Annotated in this window: 21 protein-coding genes; 9 read left to right on the top strand and 12 right to left on the bottom strand. The window is 64.8% G+C overall.

The genetic code is table 11. The features are described from left to right. Window positions 1-12: 12 nt before the first annotated feature. Window positions 13-1,308 (bottom strand): dicarboxylate/amino acid:cation symporter, encoded by a 1,296-nt coding sequence (locus AC0L3J_RS30935; RefSeq protein ID WP_473349538.1) that lies wholly within the window; start codon window positions 1,306-1,308, stop codon window positions 13-15. A 208-nt stretch (window positions 1,309-1,516) separates the two neighbouring features. Between AC0L3J_RS30935 and AC0L3J_RS30940 the strand changes: the two genes are divergently transcribed. From AC0L3J_RS30940 to AC0L3J_RS30955, 4 genes are all read left to right on the top strand, one after another. Beyond that, entirely contained in the window at window positions 1,517-2,518 is a 1,002-nt protein-coding gene (locus AC0L3J_RS30940) for an NADP-dependent oxidoreductase (RefSeq protein WP_473349539.1), read from the top strand. A 153-nt stretch (window positions 2,519-2,671) separates the two neighbouring features. Continuing rightward, window positions 2,672-3,520 carry a cysteine rich repeat-containing protein gene (locus AC0L3J_RS30945; RefSeq protein WP_473349540.1) on the top strand — a complete coding sequence of 283 codons (849 nt, stop codon included), beginning with the start codon at window positions 2,672-2,674 and terminating at the stop codon, window positions 3,518-3,520. A 262-nt stretch (window positions 3,521-3,782) separates the two neighbouring features. Next, a complete protein-coding gene (locus tag AC0L3J_RS30950; RefSeq protein WP_219684556.1) occupies window positions 3,783-4,922 on the top strand; it encodes an FAD-dependent monooxygenase in 1,140 nt (379 codons plus the stop codon). Continuing rightward, window positions 4,919-6,532, top strand: a complete 1,614-nt coding sequence (locus AC0L3J_RS30955; RefSeq protein WP_473349541.1) for a benzoate-CoA ligase family protein — start codon at window positions 4,919-4,921, stop codon at window positions 6,530-6,532. Before AC0L3J_RS30950 ends, AC0L3J_RS30955 begins: the two co-directional genes overlap by 4 nt. A 157-nt stretch (window positions 6,533-6,689) precedes the next feature. Here AC0L3J_RS30955 and AC0L3J_RS30960 read toward each other — a convergent pair whose 3' ends face one another. Both AC0L3J_RS30960 and maiA read right to left on the bottom strand, forming a co-directional pair. After that, entirely contained in the window at window positions 6,690-7,202 is a 513-nt protein-coding gene (locus tag AC0L3J_RS30960) for a MarR family winged helix-turn-helix transcriptional regulator (RefSeq protein ID WP_473349542.1), read from the bottom strand. Then, a complete protein-coding gene (maiA, locus tag AC0L3J_RS30965; RefSeq protein ID WP_473349543.1) occupies window positions 7,192-7,824 on the bottom strand; it encodes a maleylacetoacetate isomerase in 633 nt (210 codons plus the stop codon). The genes AC0L3J_RS30960 and maiA overlap by 11 nt, the downstream gene beginning before the upstream one ends. Window positions 7,825-7,914: 90 nt before the next feature. Between maiA and gtdA the strand changes: the two genes are divergently transcribed. Further along, a complete protein-coding gene (gene gtdA / locus AC0L3J_RS30970; protein ID WP_473349544.1) occupies window positions 7,915-8,955 on the top strand; it encodes a gentisate 1,2-dioxygenase in 1,041 nt (346 codons plus the stop codon). Window positions 8,956-9,063: 108 nt separating this feature from the next. On the opposite strand, the gene AC0L3J_RS30975 is transcribed toward gtdA, so the two are convergent. From AC0L3J_RS30975 to AC0L3J_RS30990, 4 genes are read right to left on the bottom strand one after another with little or no spacing between them, the layout of a single operon-like run. Beyond that, complete coding sequence (locus AC0L3J_RS30975) at window positions 9,064-9,888, bottom strand: ABC transporter permease (protein WP_473349545.1); 825 nt, start codon at window positions 9,886-9,888, stop codon at window positions 9,064-9,066. After that, window positions 9,881-10,654, bottom strand: coding sequence for an ABC transporter ATP-binding protein (locus tag AC0L3J_RS30980; RefSeq protein ID WP_473349546.1), 774 nt, complete (start codon window positions 10,652-10,654; stop codon window positions 9,881-9,883). Before AC0L3J_RS30980 ends, AC0L3J_RS30975 begins: the two co-directional genes overlap by 8 nt. A 16-nt stretch (window positions 10,655-10,670) precedes the next feature. Further along, entirely contained in the window at window positions 10,671-11,675 is a 1,005-nt protein-coding gene (locus AC0L3J_RS30985; protein ID WP_473349547.1) for an ABC transporter substrate-binding protein, read from the bottom strand. Between the two features lie 33 nt (window positions 11,676-11,708). Beyond that, window positions 11,709-13,073 (bottom strand): FAD-dependent oxidoreductase, encoded by a 1,365-nt coding sequence (locus AC0L3J_RS30990; RefSeq protein ID WP_473349548.1) that lies wholly within the window; start codon window positions 13,071-13,073, stop codon window positions 11,709-11,711. 112 nt (window positions 13,074-13,185) lie between these two features. Here AC0L3J_RS30990 and AC0L3J_RS30995 point away from each other — a divergent pair, with 112 nt between their 5' ends. Beyond that, on the top strand, window positions 13,186-14,070 hold the full coding sequence (locus AC0L3J_RS30995) for a LysR family transcriptional regulator (protein WP_473349549.1): 885 nt from the start codon (window positions 13,186-13,188) through the stop codon (window positions 14,068-14,070). A gap of 46 nt (window positions 14,071-14,116) precedes the next feature. Here the strand turns inward: AC0L3J_RS30995 and AC0L3J_RS31000 are convergent, their stop codons facing one another. The 3 genes from AC0L3J_RS31000 to AC0L3J_RS31010 all read right to left on the bottom strand — a co-directional run bounded on the left by AC0L3J_RS31000 (window position 14,117) and on the right by AC0L3J_RS31010 (window position 18,122). Further along, entirely contained in the window at window positions 14,117-16,153 is a 2,037-nt protein-coding gene (locus AC0L3J_RS31000; RefSeq protein ID WP_473349550.1) for a methyl-accepting chemotaxis protein, read from the bottom strand. Between the two features lie 16 nt (window positions 16,154-16,169). Then, on the bottom strand, window positions 16,170-17,156 hold the full coding sequence (locus AC0L3J_RS31005; protein WP_473349551.1) for a TRAP transporter substrate-binding protein: 987 nt from the start codon (window positions 17,154-17,156) through the stop codon (window positions 16,170-16,172). Window positions 17,157-17,318: 162 nt separating this feature from the next. Then, the gene (locus tag AC0L3J_RS31010) at window positions 17,319-18,122 is read right to left on the bottom strand and encodes an enoyl-CoA hydratase-related protein (RefSeq protein WP_473349552.1); all 804 of its coding nucleotides are present in this window, start codon (window positions 18,120-18,122) and stop codon (window positions 17,319-17,321) included. A gap of 154 nt (window positions 18,123-18,276) precedes the next feature. Here AC0L3J_RS31010 and AC0L3J_RS31015 point away from each other — a divergent pair, with 154 nt between their 5' ends. After that, a complete protein-coding gene (locus AC0L3J_RS31015; RefSeq protein ID WP_473349553.1) occupies window positions 18,277-19,251 on the top strand; it encodes a ketopantoate reductase family protein in 975 nt (324 codons plus the stop codon). A gap of 4 nt (window positions 19,252-19,255) precedes the next feature. On the opposite strand, the gene AC0L3J_RS31020 is transcribed toward AC0L3J_RS31015, so the two are convergent. After that, window positions 19,256-19,933 (bottom strand): alpha/beta hydrolase family protein, encoded by a 678-nt coding sequence (locus AC0L3J_RS31020; protein ID WP_473349554.1) that lies wholly within the window; start codon window positions 19,931-19,933, stop codon window positions 19,256-19,258. Window positions 19,934-20,059: 126 nt separating this feature from the next. On the opposite strand from AC0L3J_RS31020, the gene AC0L3J_RS31025 reads away from it, so the two are divergent. Beyond that, window positions 20,060-21,205: an acyl-CoA dehydrogenase family protein gene (locus tag AC0L3J_RS31025; RefSeq protein WP_018452979.1), complete on the top strand. Its 1,146-nt coding sequence runs from the start codon at window positions 20,060-20,062 to the stop codon at window positions 21,203-21,205. Between the two features lie 18 nt (window positions 21,206-21,223). Here the strand turns inward: AC0L3J_RS31025 and AC0L3J_RS31030 are convergent, their stop codons facing one another. Continuing rightward, complete coding sequence (locus AC0L3J_RS31030) at window positions 21,224-22,108, bottom strand: LysR family transcriptional regulator (protein ID WP_473349555.1); 885 nt, start codon at window positions 22,106-22,108, stop codon at window positions 21,224-21,226. A gap of 103 nt (window positions 22,109-22,211) precedes the next feature. On the opposite strand from AC0L3J_RS31030, the gene AC0L3J_RS31035 reads away from it, so the two are divergent. Next, window positions 22,212-22,640 carry a DoxX family protein gene (locus AC0L3J_RS31035; protein ID WP_473349556.1) on the top strand — a complete coding sequence of 143 codons (429 nt, stop codon included), beginning with the start codon at window positions 22,212-22,214 and terminating at the stop codon, window positions 22,638-22,640. Window positions 22,641-22,658: the final 18 nt, after the last annotated feature.

A 22,658-nucleotide genomic window follows, 5' to 3' on the forward strand; every position in this document is an offset into this window, starting at 1 on the left:
GATGCACTCCGATCAATGGCCGGCCATCGCAGGCACTTCGCCGGGGATCATGTCCCCCGGCACGGCATCGCCCGCTCCAAGCTCGTGCTCGGGCCCGAGCTCGCCTTCCCACTTGGCCACGACCGAGGTCGCGAGCGTGTTGCCGATCACGTTGGTGGCGCTGCGGCCCATGTCGAGGAAGGTGTCGATGCCCATGATCATCAACAGCCCGGCCTCGGGGATGCCGAATTGCGACAGCGTCGAGGCGATCACCACGAGGGAGGCGCGCGGCACGCCGGCGACGCCCTTCGAGGTGATCATCAGGGTCGCCAGCATCGCGAGCTGAGTGCCTAGCGGCATGTCGATATGGTAGCTCTGCGCGATGAAGACGCTCGCGAAGGTGCAGTACATCATCGTGCCATCGAGATTGAAGGAATAGCCGAGCGGCAGCACGAAGCTCGATATCCGCGACGAGGCGCCGAACTTGTTCAGCCCCTCCAGGGTTTTCGGATAGGCCGCTTCGGAGCTCGCGGTGGAGAACGCGATCATCAGCGGCTCGCGGATCAGCTTCAGCAGATGGGCGTAGCGCGGCCCGATCACGATGAAGCCCACGACCACCAGGATGCCCCACAGCAGCGCGAGCGAGAGATAGAAGCCGCCCATGAAGACGATGAGCTTCCAGAGCACCAGCAGGCCGTTCTTGGCAACCGTCGCGGTGATGGCGGCCCAGACCGCGAACGGCGCGAACAGCATCACATAGCCCGTCACCTTGAGCATGATGTGGCCGATGTCGTCGATCAGCGCCAGGATCGGCTTGGAGCGCTCGGGCATCGAGCCCATCGCCACCGAGAAGAACACGGCGAAGATCACGATCTGCAGGATCTCGTTCTGCGCCATCGCATCCGCGATCGAGGTCGGGATCAGATGGGTCAGGAATTTTTCGATCGAGAAGGCGGAAACCGGCAGGCCGGTCGACTGCGCCTTGTCAGGCAGCGTACCGGGGAAGTTCGCGCCGGGCTGGAGCAGATTGACCATCACGAGGCCGAGCATCAGCGAGACGAAAGAGGCGCTGATGAACCAGCCCATGGTCTTGGCGAAGATGCGACCGAGCTTGGAGCCCGAACCCATATGAGCAATGCCGCCGACCAGGGTCGCAAACACCAGCGGCGCGATGATCATCTTGATCAGGCGCAGGAAAATCACGGCGATCAGGTTGATGGACGAGGCCCAGTCGCCCCGCGTGTCGGGCAAGAAATTGTAGATCGCCGCGCCCATGATGATGCCCAGCACCATCGCCACCAGAATGAATTGCGTAAACCTGTTCGACATTGAACACCCCCGCTACACCGACCGCTTCATGATGTCGCAGATATGACGGCTGCGCAACACGCTTGGCGTGCGACCGTCGGGGCGGATGTTCCCGTTGCGAAACTGCCGCCCGCGATCTAGCCTTCATGCAGCGCACAACGAAAGCGGCTTGCACGTTTTTCTTGCGGCAGCTGCATCAATAATCGTCAAACGACCGAGGGGAAACATCATGAGCGCCAGCGTCAATCGTCAGATTCTTCTGGTGGAAAAGCCCAGCGGCAAGCTCGGCCCCGAGCACTTCAAGCTGGTCGAAGGCGCGGTGCCTGAGCCGAAGGACGGCGAGGCCTTGCTGCGCGTGCGATACATCTCGCTCGACGCCGCCAACCGCGCCTGGATGCACGGCGCGACCTATCGTTCAGCAGTCGAAGCCAACAGTGTGATGGCCGGCGGCGCCATCGCCGAGGTCGTCAGCTCAAAGGCGCCGGGGCTTGCGCCGGGCGACATCGTGTTCGGCGACACCGGCTGGCAGGAGTTGGCGGCAGTGCCCGCCAAGCATCTCACCAAGATGCCGAAGCTCGAGCCGATGACGCATCTGCTCAGCGTGTTCGGCATTGCCGGCCTCACCGCCTATTTCGGCCTGCTGGAGATCGGCAAGCCCAAAGAGGGCGAGACGGTCGTGGTCTCCGCGGCCGCAGGCTCGGTCGGCTCGATCGTCGGGCAGATCGCGACGATCAAGGGATGCCGCGTGGTCGGCATCGCCGGCGGCGCCGACAAGTGCAACTGGCTGACCTCCGAGCTCGGCTTCGATGCGGCCGTGGACTACAAGGACGGCGCGGTGTTCAAGGCGTTGCGCGCGGCAGCTCCGAAGGGCATCGACGTCTATTTCGACAATGTCGGCGGCGACATTCTCGAAGCCTGCCTGCCGCAGATGAACAATTACGGCCGCATCGCCTGCTGCGGCGCGATCTCGCAATATGACGGCGCGCCCTCGGCACACGGCCCGCGCGGCGTGCCCGGCCTGATCGTGGTGAAGCGGCTCGTCATGCAGGGCTTCATCGTGATGGACTACATGAAGGAAAGCCAGCGCGCGCTCGCCGACCTCCAGGCCTGGGTCACATCCGGCAAGCTGAAGGTGCAGGAGGACATCATCGACGGCCTCGAGAACACGCCGAAGGCGCTGATCGGACTGCTGGCGGGCGACAATCGCGGCAAGCGCATGGTCAAGCTCTGACGACGTAGTTACGTCGCAATTGCAAAGCCAATATCTACTTGCGGTAGAGGTCGCGGCGGCCAATGATGCCGCGCGCGGCATCACCCGCGACCAATGTTTGCATCACATTTGAAAAAATTGTCGGCGTTACCGACAGGGCAGGAATTCACTCAGATGTTCAACATGTTGAAACATGCGTCGGCACGCGGGGCGTTGCTGGCGGCGGCTCTTTTCGCAACTGCAGCAGGCGCGTTCGCACAAGCACCGACCGAGGCGCAGAAGAGCGCGATCCGCTCCGCATGCCGCTCGGACTTCATCGCGCACTGCGCGAGCGTCACGCCCGGCGGCGTTGAAGCGTATCAATGTTTGCAGAAGAACATGTCCGGCCTGTCATCGGGATGCCAAACCGCGGTTCGCGCGGTCGAGCCTGCTGCGGCGCCGAAGACCGAAGCTGCACCGAAGACCGAGGCTGCACCCAAAGAGGCTCCACCCAAGGCGGAGGCCGCGCCTGCCGCACCGAAGGCTGAATCCGCTCCCGCCGCAAAGCCCGCTGCCGCTGCCGCGCCCAAGGCCGCTGCAGCCAAACAGCCAAGCAGCGCTCAGGTCGCTGCCGTCAAGAGCGCGTGCCGCGCCGATTATCCCAAGGTGTGCGCCAGCGTGCCGCCGGGCGGCGCGCCCTCACTCGAATGCCTGGAGAAGAACAAGGCGAGGGTTTCGCCGGCCTGCGAGAAGGCCGTGAGCGCCGCGGCCGGCGGCGGTGGCGCGGCAGCAACGGCGGCATCTGCGGGTGCTGCTCCTGCGGCGGCAGCTGCGCCGGCAGCCGCGCCTGCCGTGATTGCGCTGCGCCCGCTGCGGCCGCGCGAAGAGCGGTTCATCGTTCGCTCCGCCTGCGGCGCCGACATCCGTACGCTGTGCGGCAGCGTGGCGCCAGGTGGCGGTCGGATCATCCAATGCGTTGCCAGCAACGCCGCGTCGCTGTCGCCCGCCTGCAAGGACGTGCTGGCGCCGTTCGCTGCACGCTAGAGAAGCGTGAGATCCGGTGGTCCGCTGTACCAGGGTGCTGGTGGACGGGGTTTACGTGAAGCGCTGCGTCTGACGGTGCGGATGGCCAAGCCGGCGCGGTTTGGCTATGCTTCGCGAGGTCACTGCTTCGCGCCAAACACGCGTCCGGACATGAGCTTCGGCGTGCCGCGCGCTTCGCCGATAATTCCGCTGGCGCGGGAAGCCGGAGCACATTAGTCTACCCCTAGATAGTAAGTATACTGTCAATCAGGGAGGACAGACGTTGCGGATCGCCGTGATTGGCGGGGGGCCCGGTGGGCTCTACTTCGCCTATCTCTGGAAGAAGCGTCACCCCGAGGATCAGGTCGACCTGTTCGAACAGAACCCGGCCGACGCGACCTGGGGCTTTGGCGTCGTGTTCTCCGACCAGGCGCTGGAATTCCTGCGTGCCGACGACCCCGAGACGGTCGACGCGATCGCGCCGCACATGGAGAGCTGGGAGAACATCACGCTGAACCTGAGCGGCGACAGCGTGGCCATCGACGGCGTCGGCTTCTCCTCGATTGGCCGGCTCGAGCTCTTGCGATTCCTGCAGCAGCGCGCGCTCGATGCCGGCGTCACACCGCGCTTCGACACGCCGATTCATGCGATCGACCAGCTCAACGGGCACGATCTGATCGTCGCCGCCGACGGGCTGAACTCGCTGGTGCGCCGCGCCTTCGAGGGCGATTTCGGCACCTCGCTGTCCTACTCCTCAAACAAGTTCGTCTGGTACGGCACCTCCAAGCGCTTCGACACGCTGTCGCAGACCTTTGTGAAGACCGACCGCGGCGCCTTCAACGCCCATCACTACCGCTACTCGCCGACCATGAGCACCTTCCTGGTCGAATGCGATCACGCGACCTGGCAGGCCTACGGTTTCGCCTACAAGGACGTGGAGCAGTCCAAGGGCGTCTGCGAGGAGGTGTTCGCCGACACGCTCGGCGGCCGCTCGCTGGTCTCCAACAAATCGGTCTGGCGCAACTTCCCCTGGGTCTGGAACGAGCACTGGTCGTTCAAGAACATGGTGCTGCTCGGTGACGCCCTGCACTCGGCGCATTTCTCGATCGGCTCTGGCACGCGGCTCGCGATCGAGGACGCCATTGCGCTGGTCAAGGCGCTGGAATCGGATGCCCATCTCTCCACCGCCCTGCATCGCTACCAGGCCGCGCGAAAGCCGGTGGTGCAGAAGCTCGTCAACGCCGCGCGGACCAGCGCTTTCTGGTACGAGCACTTTGCTCAGCACATGCAGCAGGGCCTGATGGACTTTGCCTACAGCTACATCACCCGCTCAGGCCGCATCGACGACTCCCGCCTGCGCGCGATGTCGCCGGCCTTCATGGCGCGCTACGAAGCCGCCAAGAACGGTGGGGACGAGGCATGAGCGGGCAGATTAACGACCAGGTGCCCGCCGACTGCGCGGGCGCGCGCGAGGTCGGCTTTTCCGTTCCGGAGGTCTACAACGCCAGCCGCGTGCTGTTCGACAATCTCGCAAGAGGATGCGGCGACAAGCTCGCACTCATTGGCCCCGCGGGGACGCGCACCTACGCCGAGCTCTGCGCGGAAGCCGGACGCTGGGGCAACGGCTTTGCCTCGCTCGGCCTCGAGCGCGGCGACCGCGTGCTGCTGTTCCTCGACGACACCCCGGCCTATCCGGCCGCGTTCTTCGGCGCGGTGCGCGCCGGCTTCGTGCCATTGCTGATCAACACGCTGACGCCGCCGGATCTGCTGCAATTCTATCTCGCCGATTCCGGCGCTTCTGTCGCGGTGGCGGATGCCGAGTTCTGTGCACGGTTCAACGCCGAGGCTTGCAAGGACACGAGCTTGCAGACGCTGATCGTCGCCAATGGCGCGGTGGGCGATCACGCCGCACCGAACGCCGTCTCTGCCGCCGGCTGGCTCCCGCAATTTCCGACTGAGCTCGCGGAAGCCGACACGCGTCGCAACGAGATGGCGTTCTGGATGTACTCGTCGGGGTCAACCGGCCGGCCCAAGGGCATCGTGCATCTCCAGCACGACATGGCCTATAGCGAGGCCGCCTTTGCGCAGAACGTCTTGAAGCTGACGCCGGACGACATCTGCTTCTCGGTGCCGAAAATCTTCTTCGCCTATGGCTTTGGCAACGCGATCACCTTCCCGTTCTCGGCGGGCGCGACGACGCTGCTGTTGCCGGGCCAGCCGAAGCCCGCGGCGATCTTCGCGGCGATCGAGCAGTACAAGCCGACGGTCTTCTTCGGCCTGCCGACGCTTTATACGTCGCTGACCAGGGCCGAGGGTGCCGACAAGACCGACTTCTCGTCCCTGCGCATGGCGCTCTCGGCCGCCGAGGTGCTCTCGGCCGACGTCTTCAACGGCTGGAAGACGCTCACCGGTCTCGAGATCGTCGAAGGCCTCGGCTCGACCGAGGTGCTGCACATCTATCTCTCCAACCGTCCCGAGCAGAAGAAGCTCGGCGCCGCCGGCCTGCGCGTGCCCGGCTACGAGGTCGCGCTGCGCGACAAGGACGGCCGCGATGTCGCCGACGACGAGGAAGGCATCTTGTGGGTGCGCGGCGATTCCAACACGCCGCTATACTGGAACCGGCCGGACAAATCCGCCGAGACCATCCGCGAAGGCGGCTGGATCTACACCGGCGACCGCTTCGTCCGCGATGCCGAGGGCTTTCACTTCTTCCGCGGCCGCGCCGACGATCTCATCAAGATCTCCGGCCAGTGGGTCTACCCGCTCGAGGTCGAGCTGTGCCTCGCCGACCACCCGGACATCCGCGAATGCGCGGTGTTCGCGGCCGAGCTGCCGGACCGGCGCATGACGCTGAAGGCGGTCGTGGTGATGAACAGCTGCGCGGCTGATCAAAGCGAAGCGACCCGGCGGCTGCAGGACTACGTGAAGGGCAAGCTGCTTCCCTACAAATATCCGCGCGAGGTGATCTTCATCGACGAGCTGCCGAAGACCGGCACGGGGAAGATCGACCGGCAGGCGTTGTTGCGGATGTGAGCCACACTCTCGCTGTCGTCCCGGCGAAGGCCGGGACCCATACGCCGAGTGGGAGTTATTGGCGCGAGCTGGTCACCACCTAACTTCGCCAAACCAAACTCGGTGGTTATGGGTCCCGGCCTTCGCCGGGACGACGGCGGTATTTGACGCCCGCCCCTCACCCCGTCTTCCCCAGATGCTCCAGCGCGTCCTCCGCCCGGAGCGGCACCCGCGACGCCTCGTTGTTGAGATCGACGAGCTGCACCAGGAGCCCCATCAGCGCCTTGCGGTCCGCCGGCTTGAGCGGCTCGAGCATCCGCATCTGGGCGCGTTCGACGGCGGGAATGATGTCGCGCAGGATCGCCGCGCCTGATTTGGTCAAATAGAGCAGCTTGATCCGCTTGTCTTCCGGCGCTGGCCTGCGCTCGACGAAATCCTTGGCCTGAAGCCGCTCGATGACGCTGCCGAGCGTGGAGCGGTCGAAGGCGATCACCGCGGACAGTCGCGTCGCGTCGATGCCGGGGTGGGTGTGGATCGCGATCAGCGCCGCGTATTGCACCGGCGTGAGGTCGAACGCCTTGCATTCCTCCATGAAGATCGAGACCGCGATCTGCTGCATGCGCCGGAACAGATAGCCCGGCGCGGCATAGACCGCATCTATCGTGATCGGAGGGGCAGGCTTACTCGGCATCGGGCTGCTTCTCCGGCGCGGCGTTGACGAACGCCGGGAGCGCCTTGGCCGCAGCTTCCGCCTTAAGCAGACGCGGATAGGCGGAGACGTCGACGCCGAAGCGGCGCGCATTGGCGAGCTGCGGCACCAGGCAGAGATCGGCGATCGTCGGCGCATCCCCGAAGCAGAACGGGCCCGGCTCGTTTCTGATCAGCGTCTCGCAGGCAGCGAGGCCCTCGCGGTTGACCCACGCCGCCCAGTCCTGAACCTTCTCCTCGGCAAGGCCAAGCTCGCGCAGCCGCGCCAGCACCTTCAGATTCTGCACGGGATGAGTGTCGCAGGCGATCGCCAACGCGAACGCCCTCACCTTGGCGCGCTGCAACGCATCCCTCGGCAGCAGCGGCGGGTTGGGATGGGTCTCGTCGAGCCATTCGATGATGGCGACCGATTGGGTCAGCACTGCGCCCGCATCGTTCTCCAGCGCGGGCACCAGGCCCTGCGGATTGATGGCGAGATAGGCGGGCGCGCATTGCTCGCCCTTGCGAAGGTGATGCGGCAGGTGCTCGGCACCGAGACCCTTGAGGTTTAGCGCGATCCGCACCCGGTAGGCGGCGCTGGAGCGGAAATAGCCGTGCAGCTTCATCGGAACCCTCCCGTTTCGTTCTTGTTCGCACGTTGACGCTACCTAGATCGTAAGTATACTGTCAATCAACAAAACGACGGGAGCCGCACCATGGAAGCCGTGACCAAGACGCCGGAACGCGAGGCGTTCTACAAGAAGATCGACGGCGAGAATCTCACCGCGCTCTGGACCGTCATGAGCGATCTGATCACGCCGGAGCCGAAGAGCGCCTGCCGGCCGCATCTGTGGAAGTTCGAGGTCATCCGCGACTACATGACCGAAGCCGGCAAGCTGATCACGGCGAAAGAAGCCGAACGGCGCGTGCTGGTGCTGGAAAATCCCGGCCTGCGCGGACAGTCGAAAATCACCACGTCGCTCTATGCCGGCGTGCAGATGGTGGTGCCCGGCGACGTCGCGCCCGCCCACCGGCACAGCCAATCGGCGCTGCGCTTCGTGCTCGAAGGCAAGGGCGCCCACACCGCGGTCGACGGCGAGCGCACCGCGATGGAGCAAGGCGACTTCATCATCACGCCGTCGATGACCTGGCACGATCATTCCAACGAGACCGACCAGCCGATGTTCTGGCTCGACGGTCTCGACATTCCGCTGGTGCAGTTCTTCGACTGCTCCTTCGCGGAAGGCTCCAACGAGGATCAGCAGAAGATTACAAGGCCCGCCGGCGACAGCTTCGCGCGCTACGGCCACAATCTGCTGCCGGTCGACGTGAAGCGGAGCTCGAAGACGTCGCCGATCTTCAGCTATCCCTATGCCTACACGCGCGAAGCACTGGAGAAAGCCCGCACGAGCCAGGAGTGGGACGCATGTCACGGGCTGAAGCTGAAATTCAGCAACCCCGAGACCGGCGACTTCGCGATGCCGACCATCGGCACCTTCATCCAGTTGCTGCCGAAGGGCTTCAAGACCGCGCGCTATCGCGCGACCGACGCAACGGTGTTCTGTCCGATCGAAGGCCACGGCCGTACCCGCATCGGGGAATCGACCTTCGAATGGGGCCCGCGCGATTTGTTCGTGGTGCCGAGCTGGCAATGGGTCACGCACGAGGCGGACATGGATGCGGTGCTGTTCAGCTTCTCGGATCGGCCCGTGCAGCAGAAGCTGGATTTGTTCCGGGAAGATCGCGGGAATGCGTGAGGTGCGCTGCCAGTAGCAGCGTCATTGCGAGCGCAGCGAAGCAATCCAGAATCTTTCCACGGCGACAGTCTGGATTGCTTCGCTGCGCTCGCAATGACGGAGTAAACCTCACCGCCAGTGCAACAGCCGCATCTCCAGCCAGTTGATCACCCGCCCCACGATCAACCCGAACACCGACAGGATCACCACGCCCGCGAGCAGCTGATCCGTCTGCATCAAATTGCCGGCCTGCAGCACGAACGCGCCGATGCCGTATTGCGCGCCGATCATCTCGGCGCTGACGACGAGCAGCAGCGCCACCGACGACGTGATGCGGAAGCCGGCGAGGATTGCGGGCAGCGCGCCCGGCCAGACCACCTTGCGCACAATGGTCGCGAACGGCACGTTGAAGCTCTGCGCCATGCGGATCAGGTTGCGCGGCACCGCGTCGACGCCGCTATAGACCGAGATCGCGGTCGAGAAGAACACGCCAAGCGCAATGGTCGCGATCTTCGGCTCTTCACCGATGCCGAGCCAGAGGATCAACAGCGGCAGCAGCGCGATCTTCGGGATCGGGAACAGCGCCGAGATGAAGGTGATGCCGACGCTGCGCGCCAGCCGCGACAGGCCGATGGCAAAGCCGACCGCGACACCGGCCGCCGTGCCGAGCAGCCAGCCGACACCGATGCGCATGAGCGACGCGGAAAGGTGCTGCCACAGTGCGCCCGAGATCGCGAGCTGGTAGATCGCACGCGCGATCGCCGATGGTGGTGGCAGGAACAGCGGATTGACGAGGCCGGTGCTGCCCGCCGCCTGCCAGATCGCAATGACCAACGCGAGCGCGATCCAGCCGCCGAAACGGCTGCTCGCCGGCACGAAGCCGGCGCCGCGAAAGCGGACGGGTCGGACCGCGTCAGCCTTCGCAGATGTCCCCACTGGCGCGCGATCAAGCATGCTGAACCTCGCGCTCGGCATCGATCGCCTCGTTGCGGATCAGCGACCAGATCTGGTTCTGAAGCGCGAGCAGCTTTTCACGGGCTGCAATGTCACCGCGCTCAGTGCGCGTCATTGGCACGTTCACGACTTCGCGAATGCGGCCTGGACGCCGCGACAGCACCACGATGCGGTCGGCAAGCCGCGCCGCCTCTTCGAGATTATGCGTGACATAGACCGCGCCCATGCCGCCATCGGCGAGCAGCCGGACGAAATCCTCCATCAGCAGTTCGCGGGTCTGCGAATCCAGCGCCGAGAGCGGCTCGTCCATGAGCAGGATGGCGGGACGTACCGCAAGCGCGCGCGAAATGCCGACGCGCTGGCGCATGCCGCCGGACAGCTGCTTTGGATAGGCTTCGCGAAAATCGGTCAGGCCGGTGCGGCGCAAGGCGTCGTCGACCAGCGCGCGGCGCTGCACGGCCGAGAGCTGGGTGTGCAGCAGCGGGAATTCGACGTTCTCCTCCACATTGGCCCAGGGCAGCAGCGCAAAGTCCTGGAACACGAAGGTGAGCGGATTGAGACTGTCCGCCGGCGGCGACCCACGCAGCTCGGGCGCGCCGGAGGTCGGCAGCAATAGCCCGCCGAGGATCGACAGCAGCGTGCTCTTGCCGCAGCCCGAGGGCCCCACGATCGCCACCACCTCGCCCGCGCTGACGGTGAACGAGACGTCGTCGAGCACGGCGAGTTCGCCGAAGCGATGGGTGATGTGGTTGGCGATCAGGTCCATGCGTTGCGTTCTACTCTCAATCCGCCTTCACAAATTCCTTTGCGATGATCGCATTCGCGTCAAAACCCTTGTCGGCAAAACCCTGCTCCTGGAGCCATTTGATCTGGTTGTCGACGTTCTTCACATCCAGCTTGCCGTCGGGATCGATATAGGCGCAGTTGCCGACCACCTGCTCGACCGGCAGGTTCGTATATTTGGCGATGATCTCCAGCAGCGGCTTTGTCTTGTCATTGATCGGCGCGACACCGTCCTTCATCGCGGCAAGGATGACGTTGTGATATTCGCGGTCGGCCTTTGCCAAAGCGCCGAGCAGCTTCGTCACCAGCACCTTGTTGGTCAGCGTCTTCGGCGAGGCGAACACCGCGCCCAATTGCCAGGGTGTCTCGTCGCCGACCCAGCCGAGAAACTTCGCACCGCCGTCGTCCATCAGCTTTCGCGCGGTGGAGATCGGCAGCAGCGCCGCATCCACGGTTTCGCCCTTCAGCGCGGCCGCCGCATTCGACAGCGATTGCAACGGCACGATCTTCACGTCGGCGAGCTTGAAGCCGTATTTGTCGGCAAGCAGGCCGAGCGAATAGTGAAAGGAGGAGCCGACCTGCGTCATCGCCACGCGCTTGCCGGCGAGATCCTTCGGCGTCTTCAGGCCGCTCGCATAGGCGTTGTTGCTGGCGAAATAGCCGATCAGGGGATAGCCGGCCTTCTCGCGGCTCATGCCGCCGATCACCTTGAGCACGCCCTTGCCGGCGAGATTGTAGAGACCGGCGGTGAAGGCGGTGACGCCGAAATCGATGTCGCCGGATGTGGTGGCCACCGCGATCGGCTGCGCCGCATCGAAGAATTTCAGCTCGACGTCGAGGCCGGCCTCGCGGAAATAGCCCTTGTCCTGAGCGATGAAGACCGGCGCGGAGGAGGATAGCCTGAGCACACCGATCCTGGCTTTCAGCGCGTCCTCGGCTCGGGCCGTGCCCATCGCTGTGATCGCCATCAGGCCAGCTAGCGCGAGCCGCACAATCCCGGTCATTTCGTTTCCTCGCCGTCGTTATCTTGCTGTCGGTTACAGGCCCTCGGGCACGGGCTGGTCCCGTCCAACGAAGGCGCCCTGTTGTTTCAACGTTTCCTGCAGCTTTTCAACCGGGATGTCACGCGGGATCCGGTTTCCGGAGAGCGCCAGCGCGGCCGCGGAACCGGCCGCCTCCCCCATCACGAAACAGGCACCGGAGACCCGGGCCGCCGACTGGCCCTCATGGGTCATCGAGGCGCAGCGGCCGGCGACCAGCAGATTGTCGACGCCTTCGGGCACCAGCATGCGGTAGGGCAGCTCGTTATAGCCGCGCGATTCCGGGATCGGCGGGAAGGTGAAGACGACGTCGCCGGGGACATGGGCCTCGATCGGCCAGCCATTGACCCCGATGGAATCCTCGAACGAGGCGCAGCCGAGCACGTCCTCGCCGCTGAGCTGATAGCCGCCGTTGATGCGGCGGGTTTCGCGGATGCCGAGCTGCGGCGGCAGGTCGACGATGTAGGATTTTTCAAAGCCCGGCACGGTGCGCAGGAATTCGAACGCGGCGAGCGCCTGCTTGCGGCCCTCGATCTCGCCACGGGTGAGATCGTCAGGCTCGATGCCGTTGATGGCATGGCCGTCCTCGCGCGCGACTTGGGTGAAATTCACCCGCCATTCGATGCCGGACTTTTGCGGCCGCACGATCGCGCTTTTGCGCGGGAATGTGTGCGTGCCGGCGGCGGTGGCCTGCTCCATCAATTGCGGGATGGTGCGCCAGGCATCGCCCGCCTTCGCGGGATCGATGCCGTTGAGACGGAGCATCATCGAGGGATACATCGGATGGCCGTGCTCGTCGCCGAATTCGAACGGCGCGCCGGCCCAGACCGCGAGATCGCCGTCGCCGGAGCAATCGATGAAGATCTCCGACCGCACCGCCTGCCGGCCGGCCTTGGTCTCGACCATCAGCGCGTCTATGCGGTTGTTATCGCCCATCACCACGCCGGCGCCGAGCGCATGGAAGAGGATGTGCACCTTGTGACTGGCGAGCAGCTGGTCGGCCGCGATCTTGTAGGCGGCGGTGTCGTAGGCCTGGGCGAAGACCTTGCCGAGAATCAGGTGCGGCGCGTTGAGGCCGTTCAAATGGTCGATCCGCGCCAGCAGCTCGGACGCCATGCCCTGCACCAGCCGATGAGCCTCGCCGTAGACATTGCCGTGCAGGCCGCAGAAATTGGTGACGCCGGCCGCGGTGCCCATGCCGCCGAGAAAGCCGTAGCGCTCGATCAGCAACGTCTTCCGCCCAGCGCGCGCAGCTGAGGCCGCCGCCACGATGCCGGCCGGACCGCCGCCGAGCACGACGACTTCATATTCGCCGTAGAGCGGCACCTGGCGCGCCGGTTCTTCGATCGTCGTGGCCTGCATGGCGCGTCCTGCTCCCGAAATCTCTTGCTTGGGCCGACTATGAATTAACGCGTACCTGGCTACAATCCACCAAAATACACGATCAGCTTTCACGAATCGAGAAAGGTGGGAAATGGACGTCCTCGTGAACCTCCAAGCCTTCCTCGCCACCGCGGACGCCGCCGGATTTTCCGCCGCGGCGAGAAAACTCAATGTCGCGACTTCGGTGGTCGCCAAGCGGGTCACCCAATTGGAGGCGCGGATCGGCACGCCGCTGTTTCATCGCTCGACGCGGCAATTGCGGCTGACCGCGGCCGGCCAGGAATATGTCCACCGAGCGCGGAGCGTGGTCGCCGATGTCGGCGATCTCCTGTCGCGCATGGGCGAGAAAGGACATGATCTTATCGATCATTTGCGTATCAAGGCACCGACATCGCTGACCATCGCCCGGCTTGCCGATGTGTTCAGCGCGTTCCAGACCCAAAACCCGAAGCTGAAACTCGAAATCGTCCTGATCGACCGTCCCGTCGATCCGGTGACGGAAGGCTTCGATATCGCCATCGGCGCGTTCCCGCATTCGTTTGGCGGCGTGGTCGACGAACCCCTATGCCGATTGAAGCGCTTGTTATGCGCGTCGCCGGCCTATCTCGGCGCGCACGGCATGCCGCGACACCCGCGCGATCTGGTCGATCATCGTTGCCTGAGTTTTCTTCCCACCGGCCCGGACTGGGTGTTCGACGGGCCGCGCGACCGTATCACCGTTCAGGTCCGCCCGCTGTTGAGTTCGAACGAGGGCCACGTGCTCGTGAAAAGCGCGGTCGCCGGCAACGGCATCGCCTTCATCTCGCACTACCTTGCGGAAGAGGCCCTACGCCAAGGCACGTTGCAGGTCGTGTTGCCGGATTTTCCAATCCCCGATTTATGGGTCAAGGCGACCATTCCCGAGCGACGGATCCAGGCTGCAGCGGTTCAGGCGCTATTGCGCGAATTGAAGAGCTCGCTGTTGCCGGTGCTGTAAGGCCCGTTTCGTTTGCACCGGCGGCGTCGCCGATTTCTCCGGGAATTCAGGCCGCCGAGCGGATGGTGTGGAGGAAATCGTCGACGTTCGACTTCATCGAATCCGCCTGCTGCTTCAGGGCCGCCGCGACCGTAAGAGCGGCTTCGGCACCGGCGTCCGTCTCGCCCGCCACCGCGCGCACCTGACCGATTTCCTGCGTCACCGCCGTGGTGCCGTTGGCCGCCTCTTCGACGTTGCGCGCGATTTCGCCCGTTGCCGCGCCCTGCTCTTCGACCGCCGCGGCGATCGCGGTGGCGATGTCGGCCATTTCCTTGACCGTGGTGCCGAACTGCTTGATCGCCTGGACCGATTGGCCGGTCGCACTCTGGATCGTCGCGATCTGGCTGGCGATCTGCTCGGTCGCCTGCGCTGTCTGGGTGGCGAGACTCTTGACCTCGCTGGCGACGATCGCGAAGCCCCGGCCGGCGTCACCGGCGCGCGCCGCTTCGATGGTCGCGTTCAGCGCCAGCAGATTGGTCTGACTGGCGATGGCCTGAATCAATTGAATGATGGTGCCGATCTTTTCAGCCGCATCCGACAGCCCATGGATCAAATCGGAGGTCCGGTTGGTCTCGTCGGTCGCCCGGTTCGAGACCGCGACGGAGCGGTGCACCTGGCTCGAGATTTCGCGGATCGAGGCCGCGAGTTGCTGGGTGGCGGAGGCGACGGTCTGCACGTTCATCGATGCCTGCTCGGCGCGGGTCGCGACCGCTTCGGCGAGCCCGCGACCACGCTCGGCGACCTTTGCCAACTCCTCGGCGCTGCGCCCCATGTCGTCGGCGCGGCCACCGACACCGGCAATCACCCCCTGCATGCCCTGCTCGAAGCGGCCGGCAAGATCAGACATCATGCGGGCACGGTCGGCCTCGGTGGCTTCGCGCTGTGCCGTGGCCTCGCCTTCCATGCGACGAACCGCCAGCGCATTTTCGCGGAACACCTCGACGGCGCGCGCCATACGGCCGATTTCGTCGCGCGATTCGCCGCCTGGAATGGGCTCATCGAGCTCGCCCGCCGCGAGCGATTGCATCCGGTCCGTCATGCCGCGAATCGGGCCGGATACGCTGGCTCCGATCAGCCATGCGAGCACCGCTCCCAGCAGCAGCGCGCCGGCCGCGGTCGCGATGACAGTCTGTTTGGTTTGATCGACCGCCGCCGAGGTCTTGTCGCCCTGCTCGGCGCGCACGGTGCCGAGCTTCGCATTGATCTTGTTGACCTGATCGTCGATCGCTGCACTCGCCTTCTTCAGTTCGGCCTGCCTGGCGCGCAGATCGGCGGCAACCTTGATGACCTCTTCGAGCGCGGTCGTGTCGGCGGCGATCGCGGTCTTGAGTGCTGCGACCAGCGTCTTCAATTTGGGGGCGTCCGCCGTCGCCAGCTCGGCCTCGGTGTCTGCGATCGCCAACTGGGCATAGGACAACGCCTGCTTGGCGTCGTCGGCATCGCCCGTCGACAAAGTGGATCCATAGCGCATCACGGTGACGCGCAACGCGTCGACGACGCCGGCCAGCCGCATCGGGTTGACAAGCCGTTCCGCATCATCCGAGCGATTGGCGAGCGCAACCTGAATGCCGCTGACATTGAGGCCGGCGGCCGCGCCCTGGGCGTCGGTCTTCGTGGTGGCGGCGCGGAGCCGATCCGCCGCATCCGCTGCCGCGGTGAACGACGAACGATAGGTTTCCAGCGCCGTCTTGACCGGGCCGATGCCTTCCGCGATCGCTTGCAGCTTGCCGAATTGCCGATCGGCCTGATCGGCCAGTTTGCCCACGCCGTCAATCGCCTTGGCTGCGGCATCCTTGTCGCCGACATTCCAGGTCCGGATGAATTTCTCGACCGCCGAGTTCGCTTCCAAAAGCGCGGCACGCGCCTGTGAGATGCCGGCGTCGCCCGCAGCGCTGGTCACGAGGTCATTGACCGTTCCGCCGATCCGCTCGACCTGGACCACGGCGAAGCCCGCCAGCACGACCAGGAAGCTCAGAACCAGCGCGAAACCGCCAAACACGCGCGGACGAACACCGACCCGGGACATCATGTGCGATAATTTCATGGGAATCCCGAAATTCTTACTGGGTGGACCGGATGGTGGCGAGCAGATCCTTGCCGAACCGCTTCTCGAATTCCTGATCGAGCGGCTTGACCGCGTCGACGAAGGGTTGGCGATCGAATTTCTCGATCACGTCCATGCCGCCACTGCGCACCTGCTCGAGCGACGCGGCATCGAGCTTCGCCTGCCATGTCGCCTCCGCCCCCGCCTTTGCCTGCGCGATCAACGTAGCCTGGTCGGCCGGAGTGAGCTGCTCGAACATGGCCCGGTTGGCGATGAACACGACCGGCGCGAAGAAGTGGCCGGTCAATGTGAGGTATTTCTGGACTTCATAGAGACGGGAGCCGGCAATGGTCGGCACCGGATTTTCCTGCCCATCGAGCCGGCCGTCCTTGAGCGCGGTATAGACCAGCGGAAATTCCATCGGGACCACTTCGGCACCGAGCGCCTTGAACGTCATCTGATAGATCGGGTTCGGGATGACACGAATCTTCAGACCCTTGATATCCTCGGGGCTGCGAACGGGCCGTTTGGAATTCGTGATGTTGCGGAAGCCCTGTCGGCCAATCGCCAGCAGGGTCAGCCCCTTGTCGCCGAATTTGGCGGCGATTGCCGCGCCGGCCGGACCTTGCGCCACGGCCTTGGCGTGAGCCGTATCGCGAAACAGGAAGGGAATGTCGAACACGCCGAGTTCGGGGACGACCGCACTGACCACCGAACCCGACAGCACCGCCATATCCACGGCGCCGGACTGCGTCGCTGCGAGAATGGCGTTCTCGCTACCGACTGCATTGGTGGCGCGCTGATCGATCACGATGGGCTTGCCGGGCAATGCCACCAGCTTCTGGCGAAACTCATCCGCCCCGATCTGCTGCGGGCTCCCAAGCTGGGAATTGAACGCCAGAGAGACCAGCCGAGGTGAAGCGGCAACCGGATGCAGGACCAGCAGCGTTGCCGCCGTGACGATCGATCCGGCCTTCCAAAATCCCAGAACTTCTCTGTGCATCCGACACCATGGCGTGACAATTGTCGTAACCATAATGGTCGGGAATGATTGAACTCTTAAGGATGGCCCCGCGGAATTACGGGGATTCGAATCGATCCCGCGTGCACGATTTGGGGATGGTGCACGATGCAGATCGTATCGGCTTGCTGCTAAGCGGCGCGCTCAGGCCTTGCCGCCACTCCAATTCGCCGCGCGCTTCTCCGCGAACGACGCCAACCCCTCCGCCGCTTCCGCGCTCTGGCGCTTGAGCGAATGCAGCTGCACGAGCCGCGCGTAGGCGGCATCGTCCACCGCCATGCCGCCGAACGAGCTCTCCAGTGCCAGCCGCTTGGTCTCGGCCATCGCTTCAGGTCCGTTGGCAAGCAACTGCTCGATCACCTTCGCACCGGCGGCGTCGAGATCGGCGAGCGGCACCACCTCGTGGACGAGGCCGATACGGCGGGCGTCCTCGGCGCCGAAACGTTCACCTGTCAGCGCGTAGCGGCGGACTTGCCGTACGCCAATGGCATCGCAGAGCTGCGGGATGATGATGGCCGCGGTCAAGCCCCAGCGCACTTCGGTGATCGAGAACAGGGCGTTGTCGGCCGCGATCACGACGTCGCAGGCTGCGATCACGCCGGTGCCGCCGCCAAAGCAGCCGCCCTGCACCAGCGCCACCGTCGGGATCGGCAGTGTGTTGAGCCGCTGCACGGCCTCGAATGTCGCCCGCGACGCGGCCTCGTTCGCATCAGCCGATTGCGGCCGGACGCCGTTGATCCATTTGAGATCGGCGCCGGCCTGGAAATGCTTGCCGTTGCCCTTGAGCACGACGACGCGAAGGTTGGGCTTGCTGCCGAGATCGTCCATGGCCGCGAGCACGCCCGCGATCAACGCGCCGTCATAGGCGTTGTTGACCTCCGGCCGGTTCAACGTGACGGTCGCAACCCCACGCGCATCCAGGGTCCACAGGACGGGGCTGTCGGTCATCTTTGTTCCTCCGCTCGTTTGTTTGGCGCGCACTATGACCGAGGCTCCGCGCCTTGATCCATATCTTTCGAGCGTAGGGCAGCCGCGTCCATCGCATGGCGGCTTGTGTCATGCTGCCGCGGGGCGGCATCAAGGGATCAGGGACGGACATCACATGCGCATCTGCATTTTCGGCGCGGGCGCCGTCGGCAGCCATCTCGCGGTCAGGCTGGCCCGCGCCGGCCACGAGGTCTCGTGCGTAATGCGCGGCGCGCACCTGGAGGCGGTCCGGGCCAACGGCCTCAAGCTGCGCGTCGGCGATTCCGAGGTCTCCGCCAAGGTGAACGCCTCCGGCGATCCGGCCCAGCTCGGCCCGCAGGACGTCGTGATCAGCACCTTGAAGGCAACCGCGCTGACCGGGCTGGTCTCCAGCCTCAAGCCACTGCTGCAGGACGACACCGCCATCGTGTTCGCGCAGAACGGCATTCCCTGGTGGTACGGGATCGGCCTGCCGCCGCGACACCCGACCCCGCCAGACATCTCCTTCCTCGACCCGGGCGGACGCCTGCGCGCCTGCATCCCGAAGGAGCGGATCGTCGGCGGCGTGGTCTTCTCCTCCAACGAGGTGATCGCGCCCGGCGTGGTGCAGAACCTGACGCCCGACCGCAACCGCCTGCTGATCGGCGAATGCGACGATCGCAATTGCGAGCGCATCACGACGTTCCGCAGTGTCTTCACCGACGCGAGGCTGGAATCGCCGCCGGTCGCCGAGATCCGCGAGGCGATCTGGTCAAAGCTGCTGACCAACATGTCGCTGTCAGTGCTGTGCCTGCTCACCGGCCAGACCGCGCGCGGCGTGCGCGACGATCCTGCGTTCGCCGAGGTCATCCCGCGGATGCTGAACGAGGCCAACGAGATCGCCCAGCACTTCATCCCCGAGGTCAAGCGCGTATCACGCTCAGGCCCCGCCCCCAATCACAAGCCGTCGCTGCTGCAGGACTACGAGCTCGGCCGCGCCATGGAGATCGACGTCCTGGTGAAGGCGCCCCAAGCCTTCGCGCGCACCGCCGGCCTGTCGACACCGACGCTCGACCTGATCGCCGCGCTGGCGATCCAGAAGGCGCGCGACAAGGGGCTATATTCGTCGTGAGATTTCAGGCGAGTTGGTCGATCCAGACCACCAGCGCATCAAGCACCTCCGCAAGCGCCTCTTCATTGCTACGGCCGGATTTTTTCAGCACCGCGAAGGAGTGATCGCCGCCTTCGACCTCGTGCAGCGTCGCCTTCGGGGCAAGAGCGGCGATGACGGGCTTGAGGAGGCCGAGATCGGCGAGCCCGTCGCGGGTGCCTTGCAGGAACAGCATCGGGATCTCGACACGGGCGAGATGCTCGGCGCGCTCCGTCGATGGCTTCTTGTCGGCGTGCAGGGGAAAGCCGAGGAAGGCGAGCCCTTTGACACCAGGCAGTGGAGTCTTGGACTGCGCCTGCGAGGTCATGCGCCCGCCGAAGGATTTTCCGCCCGCAACGAGCTTCACACCGGGGCAGAGCCGCGCGGCTTCCTCGACTGCCGCGCGGATCGTGGCATGGGCGACCGCCGGCTGGTCGGGACGGCCCAGCTTGTTCTCCATGTAGGGAAAATTGAAGCGGAACGTCGCCATGCCGCGAGCAGCGAGCCCCTCCGCAATCTTGTCCATCGATGCGTGCCGCATCCCTGCACCGGCACCATGCGCCAGCACGTAGCAGGCGCGCGCCTTGTCCGGCTGCATCAGGATCGCCGAGACCGTGCCGATGCGCGCGATGTCGAGCTTGAGCTCTTGAATTTTGACAGCCACAATCAACCATTCCGACAGACGCTGCTCCGGCCGCCTTGGTAGCGTCACCGGCGCAGCCTGAAAACACAATAATTGCCGCTGCCGACCGGCCTACCAAGCCGGAACACTGCATCAACCGAGGTTTCCATGTCCTACCGCTCCTCCTGGATGACCGAAGAGCTCGAAATCTTCCGCGACCAGTTCCGGAAATACCTTGCCAAGGACCTGGCCCCCCATGCCGAAAAATGGCGCGAGCAGAAGATGGTCGACCGCTTTGCCTGGCGCGGGCTCGGCGAGATGGGCGCGCTGCTGGCAAGCGTGCCGGAGGAATATGGCGGCCTCGGCGCGACCTTCGCCTATGACGCCGCCGTGCTCGACGACCTCGAAAGCACGGTGCCGGAGCTGACGACCGGCGTCTCCGTGCACAGCGCGATCGTCGCGCACTACATCCTCAATTACGGCTCCGAGGAGCAGAAGAAGCGCTGGCTGCCGAAGATGGCCTCGGGCGAGATGGTCGGCGCCATCGCCATGACCGAGCCCGGCACCGGCTCGGATTTGCAGGCCGTCAAGACCACCGCCAGGAAGCAGGGCAATTCCTACGTCATCAACGGACAGAAGACTTTCATCACCAACGGTCAGGCCGCCGATCTCGTCATCGTGGTCGCGCGCACCGGCGATGTCGGCGCCAAGGGCATTTCGCTGATCGTGGTCGAAACCTCAGGCGCGGATGGATACAAGCGCGGGCGCAACCTCGACAAGATCGGCCTGCATGCCTCCGACACGTCCGAGCTGTTCTTCGACAACGTCGCGGTCCCGCCAGACAATTTGCTCGGCGGCGAGGAAGGCCAGGGCTTCGTGCAGCTGATGCAGCAATTGCCGCAGGAGCGCCTCGCACTCGCGGTCGGCGCGGTCGCCGCGATGGAGCGCGCGATAAAGCTCACCGTCGACTACACCAAGGAGCGCAAGGCTTTCGGCAAGCCGCTGATGGATTTCCAGAACACCGCCTTCAAGCTCGCCGAGCGCAAGACCGAAGCGATGATCGCGCGCGTCTTCGTCGATTGGTGCATCGAGCGGCTGGTCGCCAAGGACCTCGACACTGTCACGGCGTCGATGGCGAAATACTGGTGCTCGGAGAAGCAGGTCGAGACCGCCGACGAATGCCTCCAGCTGTTCGGCGGCTACGGCTACATGCAGGAATATCCGATCTCGCGCATCTTCATCGATTCCCGCATCCAGAAGATCTATGGCGGCACGAACGAGATCATGAAGCTGTTGATCGCGAGGTCGCTGTAATCAGGTCGCTATAGCCGGCTATCTCATCCGCTTGTCGGCCGCGACGAAGTCGATGAACGTCCGGACCTTGGCGGAAAGGTATTTGCGGCTGGGATAGACCGCGTACAGCTTGCCTTCGAAGAGGACCTGCCCGGGCATGACGTGCTCGAGGCGGCCGGCGGTGATATCCTCCGCGACCAGCCATTTCGGCAGGAAGGCGAGGCCCATGCCTTCGAGCGCTGCCATGTGCAGCAGCGTTTCGTTGCCGCTGCGCAGCACCGGATTGAGCTTGACGGTCTCGGTGCCGTGCTCGCCCTCGAAGGAGAGGCTTTCACCCGGGTACAGCGCGTAGTGCAGCATCGCCTGGCCGGCGAGATCGGCAAGTTTGGTCGGGCGCCCCGCGCGATCGAGATAAGCGGGCGCGCCGACCATAAGGAACGCAACCTTGGTGATGGGCCGCGCGATCAGCGCCTCGTCGGGCGCGGCGGTCGCGCGAAGGGCGAGATCGAATCCCTCCTCGACCAGATTGACCATCCGTCCGCTGAGATCGACATCGAGGCGCACCTCCGGATAGCGCGCCTGGTAGTCCGCCAGCACGCCCGCGAAGATCGTGTTCGCCATCCACACCGGCGCGGTCAGCCGCAGCGTGCCGCGCGGAACGACCGTCGCATTGCTGACGGCGGCTTCGACCTCGTCGAGCGAATCCAGCATCTGCCGCACCTGCTCGAAATAGAGCGCTCCGCTTTCGCTCAGGCTGACGCGCCGACTGGTGCGGTTGAGCAGTCGCGTGCCCAGCCGCTTCTCGAGCTGCATCACGTGTTTGCTCGCCATCGCGGGCGAGATGCGCAGGCGTTGCGCCGCGGTCGCGAAGCTCTTCAGCTCGGCGACCAGGCAGAACACCCTCATGCTGACCAAAGAATCCATGAAATCATCAACACCCAGGAAATGAACTAATCCTGAGACGCATAATGATCAAATATGAGGAAACTATCAAATGGTGGCGACCGTCACCTTTTGGAGAACCACCGTGTCCACCACCGCCTTCGAGACTGCCTCCCCCGGCCGCGTCATTCGTATCGGCCTTTGGATCGCACAGGGCCTGCTCTTTTTCGTTTTCACCGCAGCCGGGCTGGTCAAGCTGCTGACGCCGATTCCAGAGCTTGCCGCGATGATGCCTTGGGCCGACCAGTATTCCGAGACGTTCGTCCGGTTCATCGGGCTGGTCGATCTCGCCGGCGGAATCGGCATCCTGCTGCCGGCGCTGACGCGGGTCCTGCCCCGGCTGACGGTGCTGGCCGCGCTGGGCTGCTCCATGTTGCAGGTGCTGGCGCTCGTCTTCCACATCTCGCGCGGCGAGGCGCCGGTCACGCCGCTCAATGTCGTTCTGCTCACGCTCAGCCTGTTCGTGCTGTGGGGCCGCGACCGCAAGGCGCCGATCGCGCCGCGCCGGTTCTGAACGGCTGAACGCCGCAGC

It is taken from the genome of Bradyrhizobium sp. Kon37 (assembly GCF_055807535.1).

Coding starts and splice junctions, on each gene's coding strand:
- AC0L3J_RS30935 (WP_473349538.1), bottom strand. CDS start 1,308: ATGTCGAACAGGTTTACGCAATTCATTCTGGTGGCGATGGTGCTGGGC.
- AC0L3J_RS30940 (WP_473349539.1), top strand. CDS start 1,517: ATGAGCGCCAGCGTCAATCGTCAGATTCTTCTGGTGGAAAAGCCCAGC.
- AC0L3J_RS30945 (WP_473349540.1), top strand. CDS start 2,672: ATGTTCAACATGTTGAAACATGCGTCGGCACGCGGGGCGTTGCTGGCG.
- AC0L3J_RS30955 (WP_473349541.1), top strand. CDS start 4,919: ATGAGCGGGCAGATTAACGACCAGGTGCCCGCCGACTGCGCGGGCGCG.
- AC0L3J_RS30960 (WP_473349542.1), bottom strand. CDS start 7,202: ATGCCGAGTAAGCCTGCCCCTCCGATCACGATAGATGCGGTCTATGCC.
- maiA (WP_473349543.1), bottom strand. CDS start 7,824: ATGAAGCTGCACGGCTATTTCCGCTCCAGCGCCGCCTACCGGGTGCGG.
- gtdA (WP_473349544.1), top strand. CDS start 7,915: ATGGAAGCCGTGACCAAGACGCCGGAACGCGAGGCGTTCTACAAGAAG.
- AC0L3J_RS30975 (WP_473349545.1), bottom strand. CDS start 9,888: ATGCTTGATCGCGCGCCAGTGGGGACATCTGCGAAGGCTGACGCGGTC.
- AC0L3J_RS30980 (WP_473349546.1), bottom strand. CDS start 10,654: ATGGACCTGATCGCCAACCACATCACCCATCGCTTCGGCGAACTCGCC.
- AC0L3J_RS30985 (WP_473349547.1), bottom strand. CDS start 11,675: ATGACCGGGATTGTGCGGCTCGCGCTAGCTGGCCTGATGGCGATCACA.
- AC0L3J_RS30990 (WP_473349548.1), bottom strand. CDS start 13,073: ATGCAGGCCACGACGATCGAAGAACCGGCGCGCCAGGTGCCGCTCTAC.
- AC0L3J_RS30995 (WP_473349549.1), top strand. CDS start 13,186: ATGGACGTCCTCGTGAACCTCCAAGCCTTCCTCGCCACCGCGGACGCC.
- AC0L3J_RS31000 (WP_473349550.1), bottom strand. CDS start 16,153: ATGAAATTATCGCACATGATGTCCCGGGTCGGTGTTCGTCCGCGCGTG.
- AC0L3J_RS31005 (WP_473349551.1), bottom strand. CDS start 17,156: ATGCACAGAGAAGTTCTGGGATTTTGGAAGGCCGGATCGATCGTCACG.
- AC0L3J_RS31010 (WP_473349552.1), bottom strand. CDS start 18,122: ATGACCGACAGCCCCGTCCTGTGGACCCTGGATGCGCGTGGGGTTGCG.
- AC0L3J_RS31015 (WP_473349553.1), top strand. CDS start 18,277: ATGCGCATCTGCATTTTCGGCGCGGGCGCCGTCGGCAGCCATCTCGCG.
- AC0L3J_RS31025 (WP_018452979.1), top strand. CDS start 20,060: ATGTCCTACCGCTCCTCCTGGATGACCGAAGAGCTCGAAATCTTCCGC.
- AC0L3J_RS31030 (WP_473349555.1), bottom strand. CDS start 22,108: ATGGATTCTTTGGTCAGCATGAGGGTGTTCTGCCTGGTCGCCGAGCTG.